This window comes from Sinomicrobium soli, assembly GCF_003285545.1.
In the GTDB taxonomy this organism is placed as follows: Bacteria; Bacteroidota; Bacteroidia; order Flavobacteriales; family Flavobacteriaceae; genus Sinomicrobium.
On sequence record NZ_QLNV01000011.1, the window covers coordinates 38,659 to 64,158 of the forward strand.

The 25,500-nt window shown below is 50.3% G+C and carries 24 protein-coding genes; 11 read left to right on the forward strand and 13 right to left on the reverse strand.

The window, feature by feature from the left end; all coding sequences use genetic code 11:
- Positions 1 to 27: 27 nt before the first annotated feature.
- Positions 28 to 837: a glycogen/starch synthase gene (locus DN748_RS14060; protein ID WP_112372464.1), complete on the reverse strand. Its 810-nt coding sequence runs from the start codon at positions 835 to 837 to the stop codon at positions 28 to 30.
- Between the two features lie 256 nt (positions 838 to 1,093).
- Between DN748_RS14060 and panC the strand changes: the two genes are divergently transcribed.
- From panC to radA, 5 genes are all read left to right on the forward strand, one after another.
- The gene (gene panC, locus DN748_RS14065) at positions 1,094 to 1,942 is read left to right on the forward strand and encodes a pantoate--beta-alanine ligase (RefSeq protein WP_112372465.1); all 849 of its coding nucleotides are present in this window, start codon (positions 1,094 to 1,096) and stop codon (positions 1,940 to 1,942) included.
- An 81-nt stretch (positions 1,943 to 2,023) separates the two neighbouring features.
- Positions 2,024 to 2,374, forward strand: coding sequence for an aspartate 1-decarboxylase (gene panD / locus DN748_RS14070; RefSeq protein WP_112372466.1), 351 nt, complete (start codon positions 2,024 to 2,026; stop codon positions 2,372 to 2,374).
- A 42-nt stretch (positions 2,375 to 2,416) separates the two neighbouring features.
- The gene (locus DN748_RS14075; protein WP_236636876.1) at positions 2,417 to 3,382 is read left to right on the forward strand and encodes a lysylphosphatidylglycerol synthase transmembrane domain-containing protein; all 966 of its coding nucleotides are present in this window, start codon (positions 2,417 to 2,419) and stop codon (positions 3,380 to 3,382) included.
- Between the two features lie 222 nt (positions 3,383 to 3,604).
- Complete coding sequence (locus DN748_RS14080; protein ID WP_112372467.1) at positions 3,605 to 4,738, forward strand: alpha/beta hydrolase; 1,134 nt, start codon at positions 3,605 to 3,607, stop codon at positions 4,736 to 4,738.
- A gap of 72 nt (positions 4,739 to 4,810) precedes the next feature.
- Positions 4,811 to 6,175 (forward strand): DNA repair protein RadA, encoded by a 1,365-nt coding sequence (radA, locus tag DN748_RS14085; protein WP_112372468.1) that lies wholly within the window; start codon positions 4,811 to 4,813, stop codon positions 6,173 to 6,175.
- Between the two features lie 23 nt (positions 6,176 to 6,198).
- Here the strand turns inward: radA and DN748_RS14090 are convergent, their stop codons facing one another.
- The 6 genes from DN748_RS14090 to trhO form a co-directional block, all read right to left on the reverse strand.
- Complete coding sequence (locus tag DN748_RS14090; RefSeq protein ID WP_112372469.1) at positions 6,199 to 6,855, reverse strand: CoA transferase subunit B; 657 nt, start codon at positions 6,853 to 6,855, stop codon at positions 6,199 to 6,201.
- Between the two features lie 18 nt (positions 6,856 to 6,873).
- Positions 6,874 to 7,578 carry a CoA transferase subunit A gene (locus tag DN748_RS14095; RefSeq protein ID WP_112372542.1) on the reverse strand — a complete coding sequence of 235 codons (705 nt, stop codon included), beginning with the start codon at positions 7,576 to 7,578 and terminating at the stop codon, positions 6,874 to 6,876.
- Positions 7,579 to 7,654: 76 nt separating this feature from the next.
- On the reverse strand, positions 7,655 to 9,979 hold the full coding sequence (locus DN748_RS14100) for a penicillin-binding protein 1A (RefSeq protein ID WP_112372470.1): 2,325 nt from the start codon (positions 9,977 to 9,979) through the stop codon (positions 7,655 to 7,657).
- Positions 9,980 to 10,053: 74 nt separating this feature from the next.
- Entirely contained in the window at positions 10,054 to 10,542 is a 489-nt protein-coding gene (locus DN748_RS14105) for a gliding motility lipoprotein GldH (RefSeq protein WP_112372471.1), read from the reverse strand.
- A 216-nt stretch (positions 10,543 to 10,758) separates the two neighbouring features.
- The gene (locus DN748_RS14110) at positions 10,759 to 11,934 is read right to left on the reverse strand and encodes a PSP1 domain-containing protein (protein WP_112372472.1); all 1,176 of its coding nucleotides are present in this window, start codon (positions 11,932 to 11,934) and stop codon (positions 10,759 to 10,761) included.
- Positions 11,935 to 12,134: 200 nt separating this feature from the next.
- Entirely contained in the window at positions 12,135 to 13,166 is a 1,032-nt protein-coding gene (gene trhO, locus DN748_RS14115) for an oxygen-dependent tRNA uridine(34) hydroxylase TrhO (RefSeq protein WP_112372473.1), read from the reverse strand.
- Between the two features lie 210 nt (positions 13,167 to 13,376).
- On the opposite strand from trhO, the gene recA reads away from it, so the two are divergent.
- The 4 genes from recA (at position 13,377) to DN748_RS14135 (ending at position 17,143) form a co-directional block, all read left to right on the forward strand.
- Positions 13,377 to 14,381, forward strand: coding sequence for a recombinase RecA (gene recA, locus DN748_RS14120; protein ID WP_112372474.1), 1,005 nt, complete (start codon positions 13,377 to 13,379; stop codon positions 14,379 to 14,381).
- 235 nt (positions 14,382 to 14,616) lie between these two features.
- Positions 14,617 to 15,087: a hypothetical protein gene (locus tag DN748_RS14125; RefSeq protein WP_112372475.1), complete on the forward strand. Its 471-nt coding sequence runs from the start codon at positions 14,617 to 14,619 to the stop codon at positions 15,085 to 15,087.
- Positions 15,088 to 15,159: 72 nt separating this feature from the next.
- Complete coding sequence (locus DN748_RS14130) at positions 15,160 to 15,702, forward strand: RNA polymerase sigma factor (RefSeq protein WP_112372476.1); 543 nt, start codon at positions 15,160 to 15,162, stop codon at positions 15,700 to 15,702.
- Between the two features lie 4 nt (positions 15,703 to 15,706).
- On the forward strand, positions 15,707 to 17,143 hold the full coding sequence (locus tag DN748_RS14135) for a porin family protein (protein WP_112372477.1): 1,437 nt from the start codon (positions 15,707 to 15,709) through the stop codon (positions 17,141 to 17,143).
- A 79-nt stretch (positions 17,144 to 17,222) separates the two neighbouring features.
- Here the strand turns inward: DN748_RS14135 and DN748_RS14140 are convergent, their stop codons facing one another.
- From DN748_RS14140 to DN748_RS14155, 4 genes are all read right to left on the reverse strand, one after another.
- Positions 17,223 to 17,996: an enoyl-CoA hydratase/isomerase family protein gene (locus DN748_RS14140; RefSeq protein ID WP_112372478.1), complete on the reverse strand. Its 774-nt coding sequence runs from the start codon at positions 17,994 to 17,996 to the stop codon at positions 17,223 to 17,225.
- A 101-nt stretch (positions 17,997 to 18,097) separates the two neighbouring features.
- Positions 18,098 to 19,438, reverse strand: coding sequence for an MATE family efflux transporter (locus tag DN748_RS14145; protein WP_112372479.1), 1,341 nt, complete (start codon positions 19,436 to 19,438; stop codon positions 18,098 to 18,100).
- A gap of 43 nt (positions 19,439 to 19,481) precedes the next feature.
- Complete coding sequence (gene rsmI / locus DN748_RS14150; RefSeq protein WP_112372480.1) at positions 19,482 to 20,156, reverse strand: 16S rRNA (cytidine(1402)-2'-O)-methyltransferase; 675 nt, start codon at positions 20,154 to 20,156, stop codon at positions 19,482 to 19,484.
- A gap of 5 nt (positions 20,157 to 20,161) precedes the next feature.
- A complete protein-coding gene (locus DN748_RS14155; RefSeq protein WP_112372481.1) occupies positions 20,162 to 20,839 on the reverse strand; it encodes a hypothetical protein in 678 nt (225 codons plus the stop codon).
- Positions 20,840 to 21,304: 465 nt separating this feature from the next.
- On the opposite strand from DN748_RS14155, the gene DN748_RS14165 reads away from it, so the two are divergent.
- Together DN748_RS14165 and alr are read left to right on the forward strand one after the other, a co-directional pair.
- Positions 21,305 to 21,955: a thymidine kinase gene (locus tag DN748_RS14165; protein WP_112372483.1), complete on the forward strand. Its 651-nt coding sequence runs from the start codon at positions 21,305 to 21,307 to the stop codon at positions 21,953 to 21,955.
- 65 nt (positions 21,956 to 22,020) lie between these two features.
- Positions 22,021 to 23,127 (forward strand): alanine racemase, encoded by a 1,107-nt coding sequence (gene alr / locus DN748_RS14170; protein WP_112372484.1) that lies wholly within the window; start codon positions 22,021 to 22,023, stop codon positions 23,125 to 23,127.
- A gap of 12 nt (positions 23,128 to 23,139) precedes the next feature.
- On the opposite strand, the gene DN748_RS14175 is transcribed toward alr, so the two are convergent.
- Together DN748_RS14175 and pncA are read right to left on the reverse strand one after the other, a co-directional pair.
- Positions 23,140 to 24,777, reverse strand: coding sequence for a S41 family peptidase (locus DN748_RS14175; RefSeq protein ID WP_112372485.1), 1,638 nt, complete (start codon positions 24,775 to 24,777; stop codon positions 23,140 to 23,142).
- Positions 24,774 to 25,394, reverse strand: coding sequence for a bifunctional nicotinamidase/pyrazinamidase (gene pncA, locus DN748_RS14180; protein ID WP_112372486.1), 621 nt, complete (start codon positions 25,392 to 25,394; stop codon positions 24,774 to 24,776). Before pncA ends, DN748_RS14175 begins: the two co-directional genes overlap by 4 nt.
- Positions 25,395 to 25,500 lie beyond the last annotated feature (106 nt).

Here is a 25,500-nt window from a genome sequence, read left to right on the forward strand (position 1 = left end):
GTACCAGCGGTCCGCAAATTCCTCAATTTAACCTAAAACCTTTGTTTCGTAGAATTCTTTATAAGCCTCCTCAAATTCATATATGGGGACAAACGGCAATACCGGTTTGTCTGCACTATCCAGATAGGCCTGCAGGTCTTCGGGAATACGCTCCGAAGCCACAATTACGGCATCAGAATTATCTATGGCCACTTTCATAATTCCCGAATAATCCGGATCTGCCAGGGCATTCACTTCACTTTCCGCTATGCCGTCGAACTTCACCTTTTCCAGCATCCCCTTGTCCAGTGTTCCCTCAAAATTCCTATCGTATACCGAAGTCACTATCTTACTGTCGGCAAACAGGGGCTCGTCGGCATAATACCTCCTGAGGTACAGCGGAAGCATCGAGGCCATCCAGCCATGTACGTGGATAATATCCGGCGACCAGTTGAGTTTCTTTACCGTCTCTACAACGCCCTTGGCAAAAAATATCGCCCTTTCGTCATTATCGGGAAAAAGATTTCCCTCTTCATCCGAAAACGTAGCCTTTCTCTTGAAGTATTCCTCATTGTCGATAAAATATACCTGAATGCGCTCTTTGGGAATAGACGCTACCTTGATGATCAACGGCATATCCATATCATTGATGACCAGGTTCATGCCGGAAAGGCGTATGACTTCATGAAGCTGGTGTCTTCTCTCGTTGATATTACCGAAACGAGGCATAAAAATTCGTATTTGTCCCCCCCTGTCATTAACCATCCTCGGATTCTCATAGGCCAGGGATGAAACTTCGTTCTCCGGCAGATAAGGTATCATTTCGGAAGCGACAAATAACACTTTTTTATCAGTCATAAATTCGTTGTGTTTACAATAAAACTTTTATCAGAGAAGCTGTTTGTTTTTTTCAAAAAACTCCCAAAGCATGCAAAAATACAAAAAATATACCTAACGTACTCATTCCTACCTGCCCTATTCTGTATACCTGCCGGCATTCCGCTCCTGCGGCGCGGTCTTGTTTCCGGTATGCGGGCTTTTTAAGGAATATCACATAACCATCCCCTGTTTCGGTGAAAATACATAGATTTGCAGGCTATTAATTCATCACCTTATGGCAGTATACCACCGGAAAGAGGTATTACAAAAGGAAATTTCCGCACTAAAAGCAGCAGGTAAGACCATCGGGCTGGTCCCTACCATGGGGGCACTGCACCAGGGGCATCTGTCCCTGGTGGAAGAGGCCACCCGCGAAAACGACACGGTTGTGGTAAGCATTTTCGTAAACCCGACACAATTCGACAACAAGGACGACCTGAAAAAATATCCCCGAAGCCTGGAAGCAGATACCGGTATCTTATATGCCGTAAACCCGGATGTCCTGGTATTTGCTCCCGATGTAGAAGAGATCTATGACAGCGCCGTGACATCAGATCATTTTGACTTTGACGGACTGGAATTCCGGATGGAAGGAAAATTCAGGGAAGGGCATTTTGACGGGGTAGGAACCATTGTCAAACGGCTTTTTGAGATCATCAGGCCCGACAATGCCTACTTCGGAGAGAAAGACTACCAGCAGCTTCAGATCATAAAGACGCTGGTCGGGAAATACGATATCCCGGTAAGCGTTCACGGGTGCCCTGTAAAAAGGGAGGCGAACGGCCTGGCCATGAGTTCCCGCAACGAACGTCTTCCCGCAGCGCTCCGCAGGGAAGCAGGCTTTATATTCCGGACCCTGCAGGAAGCACGCGAAAACTTCCGGACCCGCACCCCCGAATCCGTAAAAGAACTGGTCAGGGAACGATTCGGGGAACACCCGGAATTCAGGCTGGAATATGTGGAAATTGCAGATGCAGGCACTCTTGAGACTGCCGCGCAAAAGGAAAAAGGCAAAAAATACCGGGCATTCGTAGCAGTGTTTGCAGGAGAAGTGAGGCTTATCGATAATATCGCCCTCAACTGAGCCACGACCATGCCGGAGCATATGCCTTTGCCTTTAACAATACTTAACACATAACTCCCAATTTATAATTACCTTTGCAGCATGCAGATACAAGTAGTAAAATCCAAAATCCACAGGGTTACCGTTACCGGGGCAGAACTCAACTATATCGGTAGTATAACCGTAGATGAGGCACTCATGGAAGCCGCCAACATCATCGAGGGAGAAAAGGTGCAGATCGTAAACATCAACAACGGGGAGCGCCTGGAAACCTATGTTATAAAGGGAAACAGGGGCAGTGGTGAAATAACCCTGAACGGCCCCGCTGCAAGAAAAGTGCAGAAGGGAGATATTGTCATTATCATTTCCTACGCCCTGATGGATTTCGAAGAAGCCAAACAATTCAAGCCATCCCTGGTTTTTCCGAACACAGAAAACAATGCTATCGGCTAAGCGGGAAACCGCCTTAACCAACCTAACAGGCAATTACGGGGTGTGAAAAAAAAGCTGTCAAAAATCCTTCAGATCGTACTTCCGCTGGCACTCGGCCTGTTCCTGATCTGGTATGCCTACTCCAGGTTTACCCCCGAACAGCTCGGCCAGCTCAGGGAAAATTTCCTGAAGGCAGATTACACCTACATCTGGCTGTCCATGTTCTTCGGGGCATTCAGCCACATCTCCCGTGCATTGCGGTGGAACTACCTGCTGCAACCCCTCGGGCACCGTATAAGGACCCCTAACAGCATTATGGCCGTGAGTATCGGTTACCTGCTGAACTTCGCCATTCCCCGCTCCGGGGAAGTGTCCCGCGCGCTGGTGGCCACCCGGTACGACAAGGTACCTTTCGAAAAAGCCTTCGGGACCATCGTGGCCGAACGCATAGCGGATCTCCTTATCTCGGTGTGTATCCTCTTTACCGCGCTCTTTCTCCAGTTCGACATTTTGTGGGGGCTTGTGGATACCGGCAATATCAATCCCGGAAAAATAGGCATCATCGCAGGTGCGGGCCTGATCCTGGCACTCGTGTGCTACGGGTACCTCAAAAGGACAAAGTCTGCCCCCGGGCAAAAAATAAAGCATTTCATATCCGGGTTAAAGGAAGGCGTTCTCAGCATACTTTCCATGAAACACAAAGGGCCTTTTATCCTGCACACCCTCTTTATCTGGGCCATGTACGTACTGATGTTCTATATCTGTATCTTTGCCTTTCCCGAAACACAGCACCTCAGTTTTTCCGAAACCCTGTCGCTCTTTGTCGTCGGCTCTTTTACCATTGCCTTTACCAACGGAGGCTTCGGCACCTATCCCTTCCTCATTGCCGGTGCCATTGCACTGTACGGAATAGACTATACCATAGGGACTTCTTTCGGATGGATCGTGTGGATCTCCCAGACCGCCGTAATCGTTGCCCTGGGTTCCCTGTCTTTCCTGATGCTCCCGGTATACAACAAGAGCCGGTAACCGGGCCTCTTCTCCTTTTTGTGATTTTAACATTCGTATTTTGAGATAATAAGCCTATATTTGTTATGCTTGATAACCAAACTTCCTGGGCATAAACCCTTAAGGACACCGCAGGATATACCATAGCCACGGCTGTTGTATTCCGGAAGTTCCTTCAAAAGTACCCGCAGGTTACCCCCGAAACCGGGTGCCGTAACAAACACAACCAAATACGCTTATCTTATGAGACTGCTATGCCTTTGCCTGCTGGGCCTGCTCCCGTTCCTGCACAATCACGCACAGGTCAGGGAAATATCTTTCGACTCCGAATATCTCGGGGAAACCCGGAACATCAGGGTGTATGTTCCCGAAGATTACGATCCCGGTCAGTATTATCCCCTCATCCTGGTGCTGAATGCCGAATACCTCTTTGAGCTGGTGGTCGGGAATTCCAGGTTTTACACTGCAAACGGGCAGATGCCCCCCAGCATTGTGGTAGGTATAGATCAGCCGGACACACAGGCCGCCATTGACGGCAGCTATGACGCCGAGAGTGGTTTTCCCGCCGGAACGGGAGCCGATTTCTTCGAATTCATAGGAATGGAGCTGCTGCCTTCCCTGGAAGATAAATACAGTCTGGCCAACTTTAAAATGATTACAGGGCATCGCTCTTCGGCCAACTTTATAAACTACTTCATCTTTAAGGATCAGCCGCTTTTCGACGCTTATATTGCCATACAGCCCGACTTTGCACCCGGCATCAGGCAACACCTGGCCGCAAGACTTCCCGCGATCGGCACCACTACATTCTACTATCTCGCCGTCGGCGAAGAAGGCGACCGGGAACAGGTGTCCCGCATTCACAACCTCAACACTCCTGTTGAGGAGATACAGAACGACCGGCTTCATTATTACTTCGACAGCTTTGAAAATACCGACGGTTATGCCGCTGCATCCTGCGCTATTCCCCAGGCCCTGAACCGCATATTCGCCATATACCGCCCCATTTCCCCTTATGAGTACAAAAACAATATCCTGGCTTCTCCTGACCCGGTATACGATTACCTCGAAAGAAAATACGAAAATGCCGAAGCACTCTTCGGTTTCAGCAAACCGGTAAGTCTCAACGACTTTATGGCCATCTACGCAGCCTGCCTGGAAAAAAATGACCTCAATTCACTGGAGAAACTGGGCAAACTCGCCAGGCAGGAGTTTCCGGATACCATGCTGGGGTATTTTCTCGAAGCCGAATACGCCGAGAAAACAGGAGATATCAAAAAAGCAACCCGCACCTACAAGAAGGCTTTCGGTATGAAGGAGATCGATTTCATCCACAAAGACCTTATCATGGAGCGGATAGAGGCGCTGAATAACTGAGCGGTTCCGGCACTATAATTCCGAAAATTATCCCTAATTTAGGCCGCTGAATTCCTTCCCAATACATATGACATGGCCAAAGTAAAAACCTCCTATTTCTGTCAGCACTGCGGGGCTCAGTACGCCAAATGGCAGGGACAGTGTACCTCGTGCAGGTCCTGGAACACCATTGTAGAAGAAGTGGTCCGGAAAGAAGAGAAAAGCCCCTGGGAGCAACAGGAGCAACAGGGGGGCAAAAAGGTATCGAGACCACTAAAGATCAAGGAAATATCACAATCCGAAGAGCACCGGATGCGTTCCGGGAATACGGAACTGGACCGTGTACTGGGCGGAGGGATCGTTCCCGGATCGGTGGTGCTGCTGGGAGGTGAACCCGGTATCGGGAAAAGTACCCTGCTGTTGCAGATCGCTCTCCGCCTGCCGTATAAAACGCTTTATGTATCGGGAGAGGAAAGCCAGTCCCAGATCAGGATGAGGGCAGAACGCATTGCCCCCGACAGCGAACACTGCTATATACTCACAGAAACCAAAACCCAGCATATCTTTAAGCAGGTACAAGGGATCGCTCCCGATATCCTGATCGTCGACTCCATACAGACCCTGCATTCCGACTACATAGAATCTTCGGCGGGAAGTATTTCCCAGATCAGGGAATGTACCGCCGAGCTGATAAAGTTTGCCAAGGAGACCGGGACCCCGGTCATGCTGATAGGGCATATTACCAAGGAAGGAAATATAGCAGGCCCGAAGATACTGGAGCACATGGTAGATACCGTATTGCAGTTCGAAGGCGACAGGAATTATGTCTACCGCATCCTGAGGTCGCTCAAGAACCGTTTCGGATCAACGGCCGAACTCGGCATCTACGAAATGCAGGGCAACGGGCTCCGGGAGGTATCCAACCCTTCGGAGATCCTGATCTCTCAGAGTGACGAGACCCTCAGCGGCACCGCCATTGCCGCCACCCTCGAGGGGATGCGCCCGCTTATGATAGAGATACAGGCCCTGGTGAGTACTGCCGTTTACGGCACCCCCCAGCGCAGCACTACGGGATATAACGCAAAGCGTCTGAACATGCTGCTCGCCGTCCTGGAGAAAAGGGCGGGATTCCGCCTGGGTGCCAAAGATGTCTTTCTCAATATCACCGGGGGGATCTCGGTAGACGACCCGGCCATAGACCTGGCCGTAGTAGCTGCCATCCTGTCGAGCAACGAGGATATCGCCGTGGAAAAAAATATATGCTTTGCCGCAGAGATCGGGCTTGCCGGAGAAATAAGGCCGGTACAGCGCGTGGAACAACGTATCCTGGAAGCGGAAAAACTCGGTTTTTCCACCATTTTCATATCCGGGCAGAACAAGATCGTCCCGGAAAACCGCAATATCCGGGTAGTCCTGGTATCCCGTATAGAAGACGTTATTTCAGATCTTTTCGGGTAAAAATACCGTGTGGCATCCTGTTATCACACCAATGCCATCTCGGGGACATCTCCTGCCACCACCAGCCGTCCTTCCGTGGCCTGCCTGATGGCCTCTACAGATACCCCCGGGGCACGTTCCAGCAGCCTGAAGCCTTCCGCGGTAACTTCCAGCACCGCCATATTGGTCACAATCTTTTTTACACAGCCCACCCCGGTAAGCGGCAGGGTACAGGATTTCAGCAGCTTAGACTCCCCGGCCCTGTTGGTATGCATCATGGCCACAATAATATTTTCCGCGGAAGCGACAAGGTCCATCGCCCCGCCCATGCCCTTGACCATTTTTCCGGGGATCTTCCAGTTGGCTATATCCCCGTTTTCAGCCACCTCCATAGCCCCCAGGATGGTGAGGTGCACGTGCTGCCCCCGTATCATCCCGAAACTGGTAGCCGAATCGAAGAAAGAGGCCCCCGGAAGCGTGGTTATCGTCTGCTTCCCGGCATTGATGATATCCGCATCCTCCACTCCTTCATACGGAAAAGGCCCCATTCCCAGTACGCCGTTCTCACTCTGAAACTCCACATCTATCCCTTCGGGGACATAATTGGCTACCAGCGTAGGTATCCCTATGCCCAGGTTTACGTAATATCCGTCTTTAAGTTCTCTGGCAATACGCCTCGCGATACCGTCTTTATCCAACATAACAGCTATATTGAAAAATTAAACCTCCCGTTTTCTTACGGTTCTCTGCTCGATCCGTTTTTCGTAGTTTTCCCCCTGAAAGATCCGTTGCACGAAAATCCCGGGAATATGAATGATGTCGGGGTCCAGTGTTCCCGCAGGCACAAGCTCTTCCACCTCGGCCACGGTAATCTGTGCCGCCCCGCACATGCACGGGTTAAAATTCCGGGCGGTGCCCCTGAAAACCAGGTTGCCCACCTCATCACCCCTCCAGGCTTTCACCACGGCAAAATCTGCCCTGAAGGCCTCTTCCAGCACATACATCTTTCCGTTGAATTCACGGGTTTCCTTGCCTTCGGCCACTTCGGTACCATACCCTGCAGGAGTGTAGAAAGCCGGAATACCGGCCTGGGCCGCCCTGCATTTTTCGGCCAGCGTACCCTGGGGAGTGAGCTCCACCTCGAGTTCTCCGCTGAGCATCTGGCGTTCAAATTCGTCGTTCTCGCCTACATAGGAAGAGATCATTTTCCTGATCTGGTGTTTGTGCAGTAAAAGCCCCAGGCCGAAATCATCAACCCCGGCATTATTGGAGATACAGGTAATATCCTTAATCCCCAGCCGCACCAGCTCGGCAATACAGTTTTCGGGAATCCCGCACAGCCCGAACCCGCCCAGCATAAAAGTCATGCCATCGCGAACTCCCCGCAGGGCCTCGGAAACAGAAGCTACCCTTTTATTTATCATTTCCGTATTTTTAGCAGAAAAATACAAATAATAAAACAATAAACACAGGTATAACGGAGTATTTTATCAGGATTTACTAAAAGTCGATCTCATCGATATTCAGATCAACAGGTGCCTGGCTTTCCTCAAACCTGGAACAATCAATTTCGATAGTCATGTTCTCAGGCTCCCTGAAATCCTCTTCAGACACGCCGAGCTCTTCATCGGCATAACACTTTTTCATGTACAACCCCCATATGGGGAGCGCCATAGTGGCTCCCTGCCCGTAATTGAGCCCCGCAAAGTGTGTAGCGCGGTCTTCTCCTCCTACCCATACCCCGGTAACGAGGTTGGGCACCATACCCATAAACCACCCGTCGCTCTGGTTCTGTGTAGTTCCCGTTTTCCCGGCAATCGGGTTGGTAAACCCGTAAGGATACCCGGTAATGACCTCCTTATACAGTGTATTGTTTACCGCCCACTTGTGGCGCAGCCTCGCACCGGAACCGGATTCGGTAACCCCTTCCATCAGTTTAACGGTGGTATAGGCCACTTCCTCGCTCATCACATCCCTGGTCTCCGGGACGGACTCGAAAAGCACCGTACCGTTCTTATCTTCGATACGGGTCACCATGACCGGTTTCACATATACCCCCTGGTTGGCAAAAGTACTGTAGGCCCCTACCATTTCATACACCGTAAAATCGGGAGTCCCGAGCGCAATGGAAGGAACGGCGGGGATATCGGACTCGATCCCCAGGCTGCGCACCAGTTGTGTAACAGGTTCCGGCCCCACCTTATCGATCAGTGTAGCGGTAATGGTATTCACCGAATTGGCCAGCGCCTCCTTAAGGGTCAGCATCTTTCCGGTATATTTCCCGCTGGAGTTTTTAGGGCACCACGGATTTATATTGCCGTACTTGCCCGCCTCGATACAGTGCTGCACATCGGGCAGCTTTTCGCAGGGCGACATCCGCAACTGGTCGATCGCCGTGGCATACACAAAAGGCTTGAAGGTAGAGCCGGACTGCCTTGCCCCCTGTTTTACCTGGTCGTACTGGAAGTGCTTGTAATTGATCCCTCCTACCCAGGCACGTACATGCCCGGTCTGGGGCTCCATAGACATCATTCCCGTACGAAGGAAAAACTTGTAATAGCGTATGGAATCCAGCGGGGTCATTACGGTATCCTTCTCCCCCTCCCAGGTAAACACGGTCATTTCTGTCTTTTTCTCAAACGAACCCAGGATTTCCTCATCCGATTTTCCCAGGTCGTATTTCATCTTGCGCCAGCGCTCCGACTGCCTCACGGCCCGTCTCATGGTAGCGTCGATCTCCTCCTGGCTCAACCCTATGAACGGTGCCGTTTTATTTCTATCCGGGGTGTTCTGGTGAAAGAATTCCGCCTGCAGTTTTTTCATGTGTTCGGAAACAGCCTCCTCGGCATACTGCTGCATTCGCGAATCTATGGTGGTATATACCTTGAGGCCGTCCAGGTAGATATTGTATTTCTCCCCGTCGGGTTTGCGGTTTTCGGGATCGTTGGCCCAATCTTTCATAAAATTCTGAAGATACATCCTGAAATAGGTAGCAAGTCCCTGTTTATGGGTCTCCGCGGAAAAGTTGAGCTTAATCGGCAGCGCACTCAGCGAATCTCTTTCCTGCCCGGTGATGTATTCGTTTTTCTCCATCTGCCTGAGCACCACGTTTCGCCTTTTCTGTGTCAGTTCAGGACGTCTTACAGGGTTAAAAAGGGAAGAGTTCTGGCACATTCCGGCCAGCATGGCCGACTCTTCTATTTTCAGTTCCTGCGGTTCTTTTCCGAAATAGGTTCGCGAAGCAGAACGTATCCCGTCGGCATTATATCCGAAATCATAAATATTGAAATACATGGTGATGATCTCGTTTTTGGTATACTGGCGTTCCAGCCGTATCGCAATCACCCACTCCTTGAATTTCTGAAGTATCCTCGCCACGATATTATTGGCAACTTGCTCCGTAAACAGCTGTTTGGCCAGCTGTTGTGTAATGGTACTGGCCCCTCCTTTTCTACCCAGAAAGGCCACTGCCCTCAAGGTCCCGCGGGCATCGATACCGGAGTGTTTATAAAACCGTTCGTCTTCCGTGGCCACAAGCGCGTGTACCAGGTCGTCGGGGAGCCCGTCAAAAGACACGGGGGTCCTGTTATCGTCGAGGTAATACTTCCCCAGTGTTTTCCCGTCTGCCGAGATGATCTCGGTGGCCAGGTTGGTCTGCGGATTTTCCAGTACCTCAAAGGTAGGCATGGTCCCGAAAGCCCCCCAGGAGGCCAGCAGGAACACCAGCACAACCAGGAGTATACCTCCGAAAAAAAGTCCCCAGAACCATTTTATATATTTACCAAAACCTTGTGTTTCCTTTTTCTTAACAGGTTTATTTCTCATGATATTCCGAATATCAAAATTATCTAACTATCTTTTCCCGGTTCCCGGCGCATATACCGCACTGCCTGCCATGTCTATTCCGCTTTCTCTATCTGCAGGCCTACATCCGTAATCCCTTCGAGTTCTTCCAGTCCTTCTTCTTCCCCCACTTTTCTCATGGCCTGCTCTATACCGACAGCATAGGTGCCCGGTACCGGAAAAACTACCGATTCCTTATACCACAGCCTGTTCTCCTTCAGGTCGGTAAACCCCCGGCCCAGCCAGGTACCGTCCGGTGCTGCCATTTCGTATTCGAGAGTGTCCGCAATAACCCTGCCATCGGGAAAATCGAGATTTACGATAAGGTAAAGATTGCTGAAAGGATAGCGTTCGTCATTTCTCAGGTTGATAAACATGTCATAAACCTGTGTCGTATCGGGTGCCTCGAAGGCAAACTCCACAGCTTTCCCTTTGGGCCAGGCATCCTCCAGCGCCCTGTATTCGGAATACACGCCTGAGGCATGATCGCAGGACAGCATCAGCATACATCCCGCAACCGATAACGATCTGCATATATTCGTCATTGCTTAGAAATTAATTGATACCAACTGCCGTACACCATCAGGCATAGAACTCGTCTTGAGTTATTATAATTTGCTGCAAAACCCTCTTTTGCACCCATATTTTGTCTTTTTTTCTCCCCATAGCTATGGCTATGTGGCTCAAAAAAGCCTTCATCTGGGCACAAAATAGTGGCTTTTCGCCTAAATGAAACAACCCAAGACGAGTTCATATCCTTTTTATTCCTTTTTTCTCGCTGCTTTCCGGGGCGCCCGTTTTTTCCCGTTCTTTCCTCTTCCCTTGGCCCTGCGTTTTTTCCTGGGCTGATCGAAGCGGGTAAGGCTATCCTGTCCTACAACGTTTTCAAATGCTTTTTTAGTATCTTCTTCCACAATTTCCGAAGCGTATTCCTCCAGGCCGTCTACCCTGACATCGTGCTTGTTCTTGTCGATAATATCGTGAACCTGCTCCAGGGTGAGCTTGTGCCAGTTGGCGCCGTTATCTTCATAGGCATACCACAGGAACCCCTTGAATATATCTATTTTCTGGCATACCGCCCTTCCCCTGGCGGTGAACAGCTTCACGTCTGTTTTCGGAAATTCGTGCAGCGCATCGAGGTAGGCGTCGAGCTCGTAATTGAGGCAGCATTTGAGCTTTCCGCACTGTCCTGCGAGTTTCTGAGGATTAAGCGACAGTTGCTGGTACCGTGCCGAAGAAGTATTTACAGAGCGAAAATCCGTAAGCCAGGTAGAGCAGCACAATTCCCTTCCGCACGATCCTATCCCCCCGAGACGGGAAGCCTCCTGCCTGAAGCCTATCTGCCGCATTTCTATACGCACGTTAAAAGCACGGGCCATGTCCTTGATCAGCTGCCTGAAATCCACCCGTTCTTCTGCCGTGTAATAGAAGGTGGCCTTGGAACCGTCGCCCTGAAATTCTATATCGGAGATCTTCATCTGGAGCCCGAGCGCTATGGCCAGTTCCCGCGATCTCTTTTTCACTTCTTCCTCCTTGTCCCTCACACTCGTCCAGATATCGATATCGCGCTGTGTGGCCTTGCGGTATATTTTGGGAAGCGCCGGATCTTTCCAGTCTGTCTTTTTCCGTTTCATCTGCACCCTTACCAGCTCCCCGGTAAGGGTAACGATCCCGACATCGTGACCGGAAGCCGCTTCGGTGGCGACGACATCCCCTATGGAAAGGGATATGTTCTGGGTATTCCTGAAAAACTCCTTACGGCTGTTCTTAAAACGCACTTCCACACAATCAAACGGCTCCTGCCCTGCCGGAAGCGACATATTGGAAAGCCAGTCAAAAACAGTCAGTTTATTACAGCCATCGGTACCGCATGTTCCGTTATTCTTACATCCCCGTGGCTGTCCTCCCTTTCCGGTAGAACAACTGCTACATCCCATAATTGCTTGTATATTGTAACTGTATGTCCGCTGCCATTCTCAGGCTAAAACACACAGAAAAGGGTTCATAATTAAATTTACAGGCGAGGCACACCTCACCTTACAAAGGGTAAAGATACGTTTTTTTACATTACCCTTTCTGCATCCCACAGCCATACCCCTTGCGCATAAAACGGGCGTCACCCGCCTCCGCGGAAACGCTACGGCTTGAACTTCAGCACTTCAGACCGCCCTTTCTTGAATATGTTATTGCTTTTGTACCTGCCCTTTCTCAATGCTTTTTGTTCTTCATAGGGCAGGGCCACGATATCCATACAGGCTTCGGAACAGCAGCCGTTCATCTTTTCGGCACACTCTTCACACTGTATGAACAGCAAATGGCACCCCTCGTTGGCACAGTTTACATGAGTATCGCACGGCTTGCCGCATTGATGGCAATGGGCTATGACATCCTCCGAGATACGTTCTGCCCTGCGTTCATCGAAGACAAAATTCTTCCCGATAAACTTGTTGTCCAGGTTCTTTGCCTCCACCTGCCGGGTGTATTCGATGATCCCGCCTTCCAGCTGGTACACCTCCTTAAATCCCTTGTGCCTGAAATAGGCACTGGCCTTTTCACAACGGATGCCCCCGGTACAGTACATCACCAGTTTCTTATCTTCCTTATGTGCTTTCAGGTCGTCTTCGATAATCGGCAAAGAATCCCTGAACGTATCCACATCAGGGGTTATGGCATTTCTGAAATGACCTATTTCACTCTCGTAATGATTTCGCATATCCACGAGAATGGTATCGGGGTCGTCGAGGAGTTCGTTAAATTTTTCCGCATTGACATGTACGCCCTTGTCGGTAACGTCGAACGTATCGTCGTCCAGGCCGTCGGCCACGATTTTATGCCTCACCTTTACCTTGAGTTTCAGAAAAGACTTGTTGTCCTGCTCAATGGCAATATTCAGCCTTACGTTCTCCAGAAAGCTTATGCTGTCCAGGTGTTCCTTAAAGGCCTTGAAATTCCCGGCAGGTACCGACAGCTGTGCGTTGATCCCCTCACGGGCGATATAAATACGCCCCAGGACATCCATCTCATTCCAGGACAGGAACATATGGTTCCGGAACAGTTGCGGGTTCTTGATGTGGTGGTACTTGTAAAAAGAGAGCGTCAGGCGGTCCTGGCCTGCCTTTTCTATCAGTGCTGCCCTCTCTTTAGCGCTTAAGGTATTGTACAGTTGCATGCTATACGAATATTAAAAGTTAAAGAATCAGGATATTTTTTTGCAAAAGTAGTTTTTTTTGCCGGTCCGGCAAAGCAGGTATTTCCTGCCGGCCGCCTGCTTTTTGTTCCACACGTCCTCCTTCCGGGTACATCTCTTCGATCCCGCCCGTTGCTTCTCTGAAAAAGAAATGGTATTTTAGCACGAATTATTTTTTGTAAAAAACGACTAATGAGTTCAGAGAAAGACGCAAAACTTAAAGCCCTGAAGCTTACGCTGGATAAGCTGGACAAGACCTACGGAAAAGGGGCCGTAATGAAAATGGGAGACCATGTGGTGGAAGATGTCGAAGTGATCCCTACAGGCTCCATCGGACTGGATATTGCACTGGGAGTAGGCGGTTATCCGCGGGGCCGGGTCATAGAGATCTACGGACCGGAATCTTCGGGGAAGACCACCCTTACCCTTCATGCCATCGCAGAAGCACAGAAAGCAGGCGGTATCGCTGCCTTTATAGATGCGGAACACGCCTTCGACCGGTTTTATGCCGAAAAACTCGGGGTGGATGTAGATAATCTTATCATTTCCCAGCCCGACCACGGGGAGCAGGCCCTGGAAATTGCCGACAACCTCATCCGTTCGGGAGCCATCGATATCGTTATCGTAGACTCGGTAGCGGCACTGACCCCAAAAAGTGAGATCGAGGGCGAAATGGGCGATTCCAAAATGGGGCTCCACGCCCGCCTGATGTCACAGGCCCTTCGCAAGCTCACGGCGAGTATCAGCAAGACCAAGTGTACCGTTATATTTATCAACCAGCTCCGGGAGAAGATCGGGGTGATGTTCGGAAACCCGGAAACCACCACAGGGGGTAATGCCCTCAAGTTCTATGCCTCCGTACGTCTCGACATCAGGAGATCTACCCAGATCAAGGACAGCAACGGGGAAGTGGCCGGGAACAAGACCAAGGTAAAAGTGGTCAAGAACAAGGTAGCCCCTCCCTTTAAGGCTACCGAATTCGATATCATGTACGGTGAAGGTATCTCGAGGGTAGGTGAGATCCTCGACCTCGGTGTGGAATACGAGATCATCAAGAAAAGCGGTTCGTGGTTCAGTTACGGCGATACCAAACTGGGCCAGGGAAGGGATGCGGTAAAACTGCTGCTCGAAGACAACCCGGAACTGCTGGAAGAGTTGGAAGCCAAGATCAAGGAGGCGATCACGGCCATTAAATAATTGACCAGCAAACACCTTTTATATCAAAATCCGTCCTGTTGAAAAAGGGCGGATTTTTTTTATTCCTGACGCAACCCTTTGCAATATCCCGTATCTTTCTATCAGAAAACAAAGAAAAAAGCGTTTTACAATCAAAAGGGAAACATCACACAACCCCCTGTAAAACAAAGAATAGCGGAAACAATAATAAATAAATTAACAGCAAAGCAATTAAAATTAACAAACAGAAACGACGATGAAAAAAGTAAGTATTGCAGCAGTGCTATTAACCTTTGTGGTAGCCGTATCGGGATGTCTGAGTGATGACGGGGCAAATTTTTATGACGAGGCGATTCCCACAGTGTCTATAGACAGTGTTCCGGATAGCCTGGAAGTCGGGGAAGACTATAAAATAGCCTTTTCCTACCGTATTCCTACGGAATGCCATACCTATATAGGCAACCAGGGGTGGACAGATACCGAAGCCTCGACAGACTCTATAAGGGTCGTAACATTCGTACCCCTGGCAAGGGTACAGACCAGCAGCAACGATTCCTGCCGGACCGTAAACATAGTCAAGGACGACGGTATCACCAACTCGTTCCAGATCGATCCGACAGCAGCAACGCTTCCTTACCTATACAAATTCCAGTTCTGGACAGGAAAAGACAGTAACGGAGACGACGAGTTCATATCGCGTTTAGTTCCTGTAAAACGGGAAGAATAAAAAAACAGATTTTTCGGGGGACATAATTCCGTTCCCCGAAAGTTTTAAAACCAAAACGAACAAGTTCATTAAGTGAGTTTAGAAGAACTCATACACCGGTGCAAAAAACGGGACCGGAAGGCACAGGAACAACTCTATCGCCTGTTTGGCGGCAAGCTGTACAGTACCTGCCTGAAGTACTCCCGGAACCAGACTGAGGCGGAAGATAATCTGCAGGATAGCTTCATGGCCATTTTCAGCAAAATAGAACAGTACCGGTTCAAGGGTTCTTTCGAAGGATGGCTGCGACGGGTCACTGTAAATACCGTGTTGCAGAAATACCGCAAGGAAAAGGTCTTCAGCCTGGTATCGGACGAAATCGAAGATGAGGCGGAAGTCATACTCGAAGACGAAGATATCAGCCTGGATTACCTCCTGGGGATCATACAGCAATTGCCGGATAAATACAGGCTTACGTTCAACCTTTATGTACTGGACGGCTATTCACACAAGGAAATCTCGGAACTTCTGGGTATTTCCGAAGGTACATCAAAGTCTAACCTCTCCCGGGCAAGAGGCATTCTCAAGGGGATGATAGAAGAAGACCAGCATAAAAAAAAAGTGACGTCTCTATAACCAAATGAGCAACAAAAAGAACATAGACAGACTTTTCCAGGAAAAATTCAAGGACTTTGAAACTTTTCCCGAAAAGGATTTATGGACCGGTATCGAGGCAAGGCTGGATGAAATACCTGCCACCCGGAAACCCGCTGCCATGTGGTGGAAACTGGGAGGCATCGCAGCTACGGTGATACTGCTGCTCTCGCTGGGGCTCAACAGCCTGTTCCATACCCCTTCTGATATCCCTGAAGATCCCCTGGAAAAAGTCAACACCGTACAGCAAACCGGAACAGACCAGGACCCGCCCGCACAAACGCAGGATGATGATAATACGGCACAGACACAGGATGATGCCGCGGCACAAACACAGGATGCAGAGACGCAGGATGCGCAATCGAATGATGCAGGGACGCATGATGGTGGTGGTGTAGAGACGCATGATTATGCGTCTCTACGGGATGATAACGATAATACCAACGATACCAACAACGACGCCGAAACACAAAATCAACAGGTTTCCGGAAATACGGAGGGGGATACCGTGGTACAGACGCAGAATGTAAAATCGGATGATGATAATACCGACAATCCCACCACAAGGAAAAATGACCTTACGCCCGCAGATGACGAGGAAGAGGCGGGGAAAAAATCGCTGCTGACGGCTATTGCGGAAATGGAACAGGAACAGCAGGAGAACGACGAAGACCGCATCAATTCCCGGAAAAACGGAAAAAAATGGAGCCTGAGCCCCAATGTGGCCCCGGTATACTACAATTCGGTAAGCGGAGGGTCTCCCATCGATCCCGAATTCAGTGGAAATTCGAAATCCGGAAAAGTCAATATCAGCTACGGGGTGAATGTGGCCTATGAGGTCAATAACCGCCTGAGCTTTCGCTCAGGGGTAAACAAGGTAAACTACGGTTATAATACCAATGACATCTCCTTTAGCCCCAATTTCGAGGCCAGGGCTCTGACCAATGTGAATTACGCCAGGCAATCGGACGTGGCTTCCGCTCCCCTGGTATCCAGCAAGAACGATTCCAAATCCCCCCCGATGTCGTCAAGGGAGGAGATCGCTGCCACTTTCTCTCCGCAGGAGGGCAACATGCAGCAGGAATTCGGATATATAGAGGTCCCGATGGAATTAAAATACCGGCTTATAGATCACCGGTTCGGGCTCAATGTCATCGGCGGGATCAGTTCGCTGTTCCTCACCAATAATTCCATACTGCTGAAATCGGATAACCTGGCTACGGAGCTGGGGGAGGCCAATAATGTCAATGACGTGAATTTCAGCACCAATGTAGGGCTGGGCGTGGATTACCTGTTATCCGACAAACTCAGGTTACAGGTGGAGCCCATGTTCAAATACCAGTTAAACACATTCTCCGGTGACAGCGGCGGTTTCCGCCCGTACTCATTCGGTGTATATACAGGCTTTAGTTTTAGGTTTTAGTTAGGTTAGCTTTACTCAAAAAGCGCGGTTTGATTACCGGAAAAAGGTTGCCCCAAAGGACAACCTTTTTTGTTTTTAATCACTGCTGTTTCCTGAATTTTTCCAGGGCTTTCCGGGTGAATGCGGAAAGTACCAGGTCTCCCGAAATTTCAGCTTTGGCAGGCAACAGTTCATCCCAGTGCGACGTACCCTCCCAAAGTGTTTTTTTCATGGCCTCCAGGGCCTTCGGATTACAGGAGGCCAGTTTTGCCGTATATATCTCCAGTTCCCGGTCCAGTTCACCTATCTTATCAAAGACCCTGGCATACAGTCCCTTTTCCTTAGCCCAGTAGGCATTCTTCCACTGTTCGGGCGCCAGGGCAAGCTCGGCCAGGCCGGCTTTTCCCATTTTGCGCTCTACCGCCGGGGCAATGACAAAAGGGCCGATACCGATGGTGAGCTCAGACAGTTTTACAGCCGCTGCCTCAACGGCCATCACATAGTCGCAGGCCGCTGCCAGCCCTACGCCTCCTCCTACGGTCTTGCCCTGTACCCTGCCCACAATAAGCTTGCTGCATTTCCGCATGGCATTGATCACCCCGGCAAAACCGTTAAAAAACCTTGTTCCCTCTTCCTTGTCCCGGACGGCCAGCAATTCGTCAAAAGAGGCCCCGGCACAAAAAGCCTTTTCTCCCTCGCTCTTCAATACAATAACATACACGTCGTCGTTATCCGAAAGCGACTCAAATTCTTTCCGGAGGCGTTGCAGCAATTCGAGGGGGAAGGCATTACTCGAAGGATGGCCGAACTCTACAGTGGCTACGTGATTTTCTATGCTGGTATACAAACTACCATTGGGACGATCTGTTGACATTGTTTTTCGGGTTTTACTGGGTTACAGGTTGCCGGTTTGGGCAAACTAAGAGCTAAGAGCTAAGAGCTAAGAGCTAAGAGCTAAGAGCTAAATTACAAATATTACCCGACAGCACTGAGATATTTCCGGCGAAATTTAAACACCAGCGCTCCTCCCCGGATCAGCATCCAGACCGTAAAGGCCATCCAGATCCCGTGGAGTTTCCACTGCAACGCATCGGTAATAAAAAGTACCGGGACAAAGCCGAGAAAGGTTGCGGTCAGCAATACATTTCTGAGATAGGCGGCCTCCCCGAGCCCCTTGAATATTCCGTCGAACATGAAGGCAACGGCATTCAGCGGCTGCATCAGCAATACCATCCAGAATACCGAACCGAAGAGTGCGAGTACCATGGGGTCCTTGTTAAAGACCAGTCCTATGGCATCATAAAAAACACCGCAGACAGCCATCAGTACCAGGGCTATGGCAATGGCATACTTACAGGTATCCTTGCACAGGTACCACAACCTCCTGTAGTCGCCGGCCCCCAGAAGCCTCCCGGAGATGGCATTTCCCGCATTGGCATAACCATCTACGAAAAAGGAGAAAAACAGCCAGATATTCATCAGCATACTCTGGGCTGCGATGTAGTTCTTGCCATAGCCGGTGGCATAGGAATTGGCCATATAAATGGCGATGTTCAGGGCTGCGGCACGGATAAAAAGATTAAAGCTCATCAACAACAATCCTTTTAACCGGGGATTGACCCTCAGGCTCAACCGGAATGAAAAGGGCGTATGCCTGCCGTAAAAATACAGCGCAATAAGCAGCATCACCAACTGGGAACACAAACTGGCATATGCCGCTCCCTGCAGATGCATGGCGGGCAGCAGCCCGTTTATCCCGTATACCAGCGCGTAATCCAGCGCCACATTAACCACAGCCCCGGCAAGGCTGGCCGACATGGCCCACCAGGTATTCTGCAACCCCCGGAACACCCCGAAAATGGCAAAAGTGACCAGGGTTACGGGATAGCCCAGCGCCCTGATACGGTAATAACCGGTACAGTATTGCAGTATAAGCCCCTCGGCATTGTAGGCCCTGAAAATAAAACCGGCGAGAAAGGAGGTCACCGCCAGAATAAGCAAACTCAGTAAAAGATTGAATGCAATAGCCTGGGGCACCAGGGTTTTTACGGCATTCAGCCTTCCTTCCCCGAGGTGACGGGAAACTGTGGCCGATATGGCGGTCTTGGCCTGTGCCACGATCCATATGATGGCCGAAAGAAAAGACCCCACGATCCCCGCCGCGGCAAGGGCCTCCACAGGATGCTCGTCTACGTGCCCTATGACCGCAATATCGGTCAGGGAAATCAGGGGTTCGGCAATTCCGGCAATAATCGCGGGTATTGCCAGCTTGTTAATCTCACGGAACGACACTTTGTTCTTTGTTTCTCCCGGCATAGTTTCACCTGTTTGCACAAGGCTGCAAAGTTATAAGATCACCCTATTCCCTCACTCCTCCAACAACGATCACGATCTCTCCTTTAGGCGGGTTTCCGGTATAATGTGCCAGCACTTCTGCGGCCGTACCCCTTATGGTTTCTTCATAGATCTTGGTCAGCTCCCTGGACACGGAAACAGGCCTGTCTGCCCCGAAATACAATACGAGATCAGCCAGGGTTTTCAGCAATTTATAGGGAGATTCGTAAAAGATCATCGTCCGCTGTTCGGAAACCAGGGCCTTAAAGCGGGTCTGCCGGCCTTTTTTAACAGGCAGAAAACCCTCGAACACGAACCGGTCGTTGGGCAGGCCGCTGTTTACCAGCGCAGGTACAAAAGCCGTTGCCCCGGGAAGACATTCCACGCTTATCCCCGCTTCCACACAGGCCCGTGTAAGCAGGAAACCGGGATCTGATATGGCAGGAGTACCGGCATCCGAGATAAGCGCTATGGTTTCCCCTGCCGCTATGCGCTTTACGATAGCCGCCACCGTCTTGTGTTCATTGTGCATGTGATGGCTCTGCAAGGGAGTACCGATCCCGAAGTGCCTGAAGAGCTTACTGCTCGTTCGGGTATCTTCCGCGAGCACGGTATCTGCTTCCTCAAGTACCTTTACCGCCCGGAAGGTCATGTCTTCCAGGTTGCCTATCGGGGTAGGCACAATATAGAGTTTAGACATTGAACTCAGTTAAATTTCTTTTCCAGCAAGCTCATAAAACGCTCCTCGTACTTTTCCTTTCCCTCCCAGTTGTTATAATCGGGTTTTATCATGAGCGTGATAAACTGCCTGGCTTCTTCCTCACTATCTATGGTATTGATCTGCGAGATCACCCGGTTATAATCTTCCGTACTATTGTTAAAGAGGTGTTTTATAAAGGCCAGTTTGTCATTAAGCCCTATCCCGGCGCCCTCCTTGAGCCTGTCATTGAGCGACTTCGGCCGCAATTCTACCGTTTCTGTCACCGGCACCTCCTCTTCTTCCACCCTTCGCTCAAAAACGGGTTCGGGCAATATATCGGCAAGGATGTCGTCGAGGGTTTCCTTTTCCGGCATTTCCGCCACCATGTCCTTTATGGTATCCATAGCAGGTATGATAATGTCTTCACTGTGCGGGTTATTTTCCGGCACCCTCCTGTTTTCATCGATAACCGCTCCCGCAAGCTGTTCAAATTTCTGAAGGGCCTCACTTTTGCCCACCGTAGGCTGCATCTCCCCGAAGTGCTGCTCCACAAACTGCAGCAGGGTCAGTTTTTCATACATTTTCCTGGCCTGTATCTGAAGACCTGCCAGGTCTTCCCTTCCCTTCATCTTCAGGATATCATGTGCTATACTCACAAGTTCTGATTCCAGTTTCTTTTTCATCGCTTTTTATTTTAACAATTATTTATGGCGTCACTCCCGGGGTATTACTTCCAGTACTACCTGCAATAAAGAAGCACAACGTTTTATTTTCAAAAGATAGGTTTTTCCCGTAAGAGATACAAATATATTAGTATTATTATAACTATAGGCACCCAGTGTTCCTTCCGTTCCTTTACAACACACCCGATCCCGTTTCAATGCGCCCTGTTCTGCCCGGAGCAAGCCCCCCTGCGAATATCCCGGACAAATTCCGGAGCGTAGTCGGGGCTGCAAAAAAGAGCCGTTTATACGCCCCCGGCATCACGTTTTTTTCCTTAGCTTTGCATGACAGGTATCACCGCCGGTCTTTCCGGAGGCCACGGTTACCGGATCAGGGCAGGCACGGGTGAAAAACGATCGGAATACTCCCTGATAAAATCCGTGCAAGCGGTTTTTCCATAATTTTTCCGACTTGAAAAATACAAAATGTTTCTCGAAAATACAGTTAATCATAAAGAACAGTTTGGCTGGATAGAAGTCATCTGCGGTTCCATGTTTTCCGGCAAGACCGAGGAACTGATCCGCAGGCTGCGCCGCGCCCGTATTGCCCGTCAGAAAGTGGAGATCTTCAAACCTTCTGTCGACATCCGCCACAGCGAGGAAATGGTTGTTTCCCACGATGCGAACGAGATCCGCTCCACCCCGGTACCGGCAGCGGCAAACATCCGCATTCTGGCCGATGGCTGTGATGTGGTGGGTATCGATGAGGCCCAGTTCTTTGACGATGAGATCGTTTCGGTATGCAACGACCTTGCCAACAGGGGGATACGTGTTATTGTAGCCGGGCTGGACATGGACTTCAAGGGCAATCCTTTCGGCCCCATGCCGGCCCTTATGGCCACTGCCGAGTATGTTACCAAAGTACATGCCATATGTACCCGGACCGGGAATCTCGCACATTACAGCTTCCGGAAAGCCGACGACGACAAACTGGTGTTACTCGGGGAAACGGAGGAATACGAACCCCTGAGCAGGGGAGCTTTTTACAAGGCCATGCTCCGGGAAAAAGTCCGGAACATGGATGTTAAGGACCCTAAAGATATTTCAGCACCGGGTCCCGGAAAAAACTCCGGGTGATTTCCGGAACCCACAGACTATCCCGCCAGTAGTACCGAGTATTGTTTATGCCATATACCTTATTTATGTCAACAGTTGGAGAAACGGTTTTCGAAGTCGACCTCAATGCACTTCGGCACAATTATGAATACCTGAGATCGGAATTACGGCCCGGGACAAAATTCCTTGCGGTAGTCAAGGCATATGCATACGGACACGGCGCTCCGCCCATAGCCCTTTTCCTGGAAAAACTGGGGGTCGACTATTTTGCGGTGGCCTATACCGGAGAAGGGGTCGAACTCCGCGAAGCAGGGGTGCAGGCCCCTATCATTGTGCTGCACCCCCAGCCTGTTCACTTTGAAGAGATCATAGCGCACCGGCTGGAACCTTCCCTGTATTCGGAAGAGGTCTTACAGCGTTTTGCCGTCACCGCCGGGAACGGGGGACTGCGTGAGTACCCCGTTCACCTCAAATTCAATACCGGCCTCAACCGGCTGGGGTTCGATGCCGGGGATGTGGACAAGGTGGTCTCTTTCCTGGAGCAGCACCAGGCTGTAAAACCGGTATCCCTGTTCTCTCACCTGGCAGCTTCAGAAGACCCCGAAGAACGCGATTTTTCCCGTGTACAGATCTCGGCTTTTAAACAGATCGCCGACCGTTTCGAACACCTGGCAGGATTTCGTCCTTTGCTCCATCAATGCAACACTTCCGGGATACTTTGCTATCCCGAAGCTCATTTCGACATGGTGCGAAGTGGTATCGGCCTTTACGGATACGGGAATGATGCCATTCACAGTGCCCGTCTGCGGCCCATAGGCACCCTCAAATCGGTAATATCACAATTACACCGGCTCGAAAAGGGAGAAAGCCTGGGCTACAACCGCGGTTTTATCGCCGAAAGGCCCACGATAACCGCCACCCTGCCCCTCGGGCATGCCGACGGGATAGGAAGACCATACGGAAAAGGGAAAAGCCATGTCTCGGTAAACGGACAACCCGCACGTATACTGGGCAATGTATGTATGGATATGCTGATGATAGATGTAACGGGTATCGACTGCAGCGAAGGCGATGAAGTCATCATCTTCGGCAAAGACCCGTCTGCGGAAGAACTCGCCGCTACGGCCGGGACCATCTCCTACGAACTCGTTACAGCGATCTCCCGCCGGGTAAAACGGAGCTACAAGGAATAGGCAGAACGCAACTCACGATTTCAGCAAAGCCTTATAGCGGCCGGTATTTTTCAGAAGGCCGGCCGCAGCCATGATACTCTCGTCATGGGTAAGGTAATAGCTGTAAAGCCCTTCCCGGTAGAAATAGCGCTTAATGATCTCATCCTCTATCTCCTTGGTCAGCTCCGCCCGGTAGGTGTCCAGGGCAGTGAGCTTGCTCTCGGCTATATCGTCCAGCAGCTTGTCGTAATCCTGCTTTACTTCCTGCCCGAACAGCTCCATTTCTTCATGGTCCGCAGCCTGCTTAAGCAACTTCTCTACTTCCGTTTCATAGTGAAAACCCCTGTCCACCACATATTTCCTGAAGTCGGCATAATCGCTTTCGCCAAAGGAAAAGCCGGCATAATCCGCAAGCTGATGCGAAAAATAGTATTTTGTCACATAATCAAAAACCACGTGGTTGTCCAGTAATTCCTGTACCAGCTTGTTCTGTCTCAGCACTTTCACCTCCAGGTCCGGGGCGATCCCTCCCCCGTCGTATACTGTCCTTCCGCTCCTGGTCTTAAAGGCCTTGTACACAGATGCATCGTGCCTTACGGCATTGCCGTTTTCATCGCGATGCGCGTAATCCATAGCCTGTATACACCTGCCGCTGGGCGTGTAATACCTGGATATGGTCACCTTCAGCTGGGTGCCGTACGTCAGCTTCAGCGGTCGCTGTACCAGCCCCTTTCCAAAGCTCCTTGCCCCGACAATAACGGCCCGGTCCAGATCCTGCAGGGCCCCGGAGACTATCTCACTGGCCGATGCACTACGCCCGTTGACCAGTACCACGAGGGGGATCTCCGTATCCATAGGTTGTTTCCGGGTACGGAATTCCTGGTTGAACTTTTTCACTTTCGACCGGGTGGTCACTATCGTCTCTCCTTTGGGCACGAAGAGATTGGTAACGTCTATCGCCTCGGTAAGCAATCCTCCCGGATTTCCCCGGAGGTCCAGTACCATACGGGTAACCCCCTGCGATTTCAGGTCCTTAAGGGCAGCCCCGGTTTGTGCCGAAGCCTTTCTGTTGAAGCGGGAAAGGACGATATAACCGGTCTGATCGTCGATCTTCCCGTAGAAGGGAACAGCATCGACTTCTATTTCTTCTCTCTTAAGTGTTGTTTTACGGGTCTCTCCCGTTCTGCGGTATACCATCTCTACCGAGCTGTTTACGGCGCCTTTCAGCAGTTCTCCCGCATCATCCTTGAAATCAGCGATACGGATATCGCCTATCTGTACGATCTCATCTCCCGCTTTCAGGCCTGCCTTATCTGCGGGGTAGCCCTTATAAGGTTCCACAATAAGCAGTTTATCCCGGTAGCTGCGCACTACCGCACCGATCCCGGAGTATTCCCCGCTGTTCTTGATCCTGTATTCTTCCACGTCCTGTTCGTTCATATACACCGTATACGGATCGAGCTTACCGAGCATCTCCTTAATGGCCCCGTCCATCAATCCCGCAGGGTTTATCTCGTCTACATAATTCATGTTCAGCTCCTTGAACAGGGTCGTAAAGATCTCTATCTGCTTGGCGATCTCAAAGAAATCGTTCCTGAACGAACTCGTCCCTGCCAGCACAGCCAGGGCGAGAACAGGTATTACAAGGCGTTTTTTAAGTATCTTCTTCATAGTTTGTTAGTTTGTAGTTCATCCGAAGCTATCATATGCACCCCGATATCACTGAGATCGGAAACAGCCTTGTCATAGGTATCACTGGCAATAAACCTGGTGGCATCGGTAATGTAATAGGTTTCGAAACCACTGGTCTTCGCGTCTTTTGCCGTGTAATACACACAATAATCCGCAGCGAGGCCACATACATATACATCTCTCACTCCCATTTCCCGGAGGTAGGAGGTAAGCCCCGTGGTATATTTCTTCCCATTGTCATAAAAACCGCTGTAACTATCCGTTTCCCGGTGCGTTCCCTTTCTGAATATGGCGGCAATACGGTTCTGGTGAAGCAGATCCGACAATGCGGCCCCTCCTGTTCCCTGCACACAATGGTCGGGCCACAGGACCTGTTCCATCCCCTTGAGGTCTATCACATCAAAAGGTTTCCGGTCCGGGTGGGAAGAGGCAAAACTGAGATGCCCTGCCGGGTGCCAGTCCTGTGTGGCCACTACGAGGTCAAAATCCGGTTGCAGGGCATTGATTACCGGGATCACCTCATCTCCGCCGGGCACAGCCAGTTTTCCCCCGGGGAGAAAATCGTGCTGTACATCCACAATCAGCAAAACTTTCATAGGTTTGGTTTTTTAGTTTGTAGTTCTTAGTTGTTAGTTGCTGGTTTGGGCTCAAATGTCATTCAGAACGAAGTGAACCTGCCTCCCGGCAGGCAGGGAATCCCCG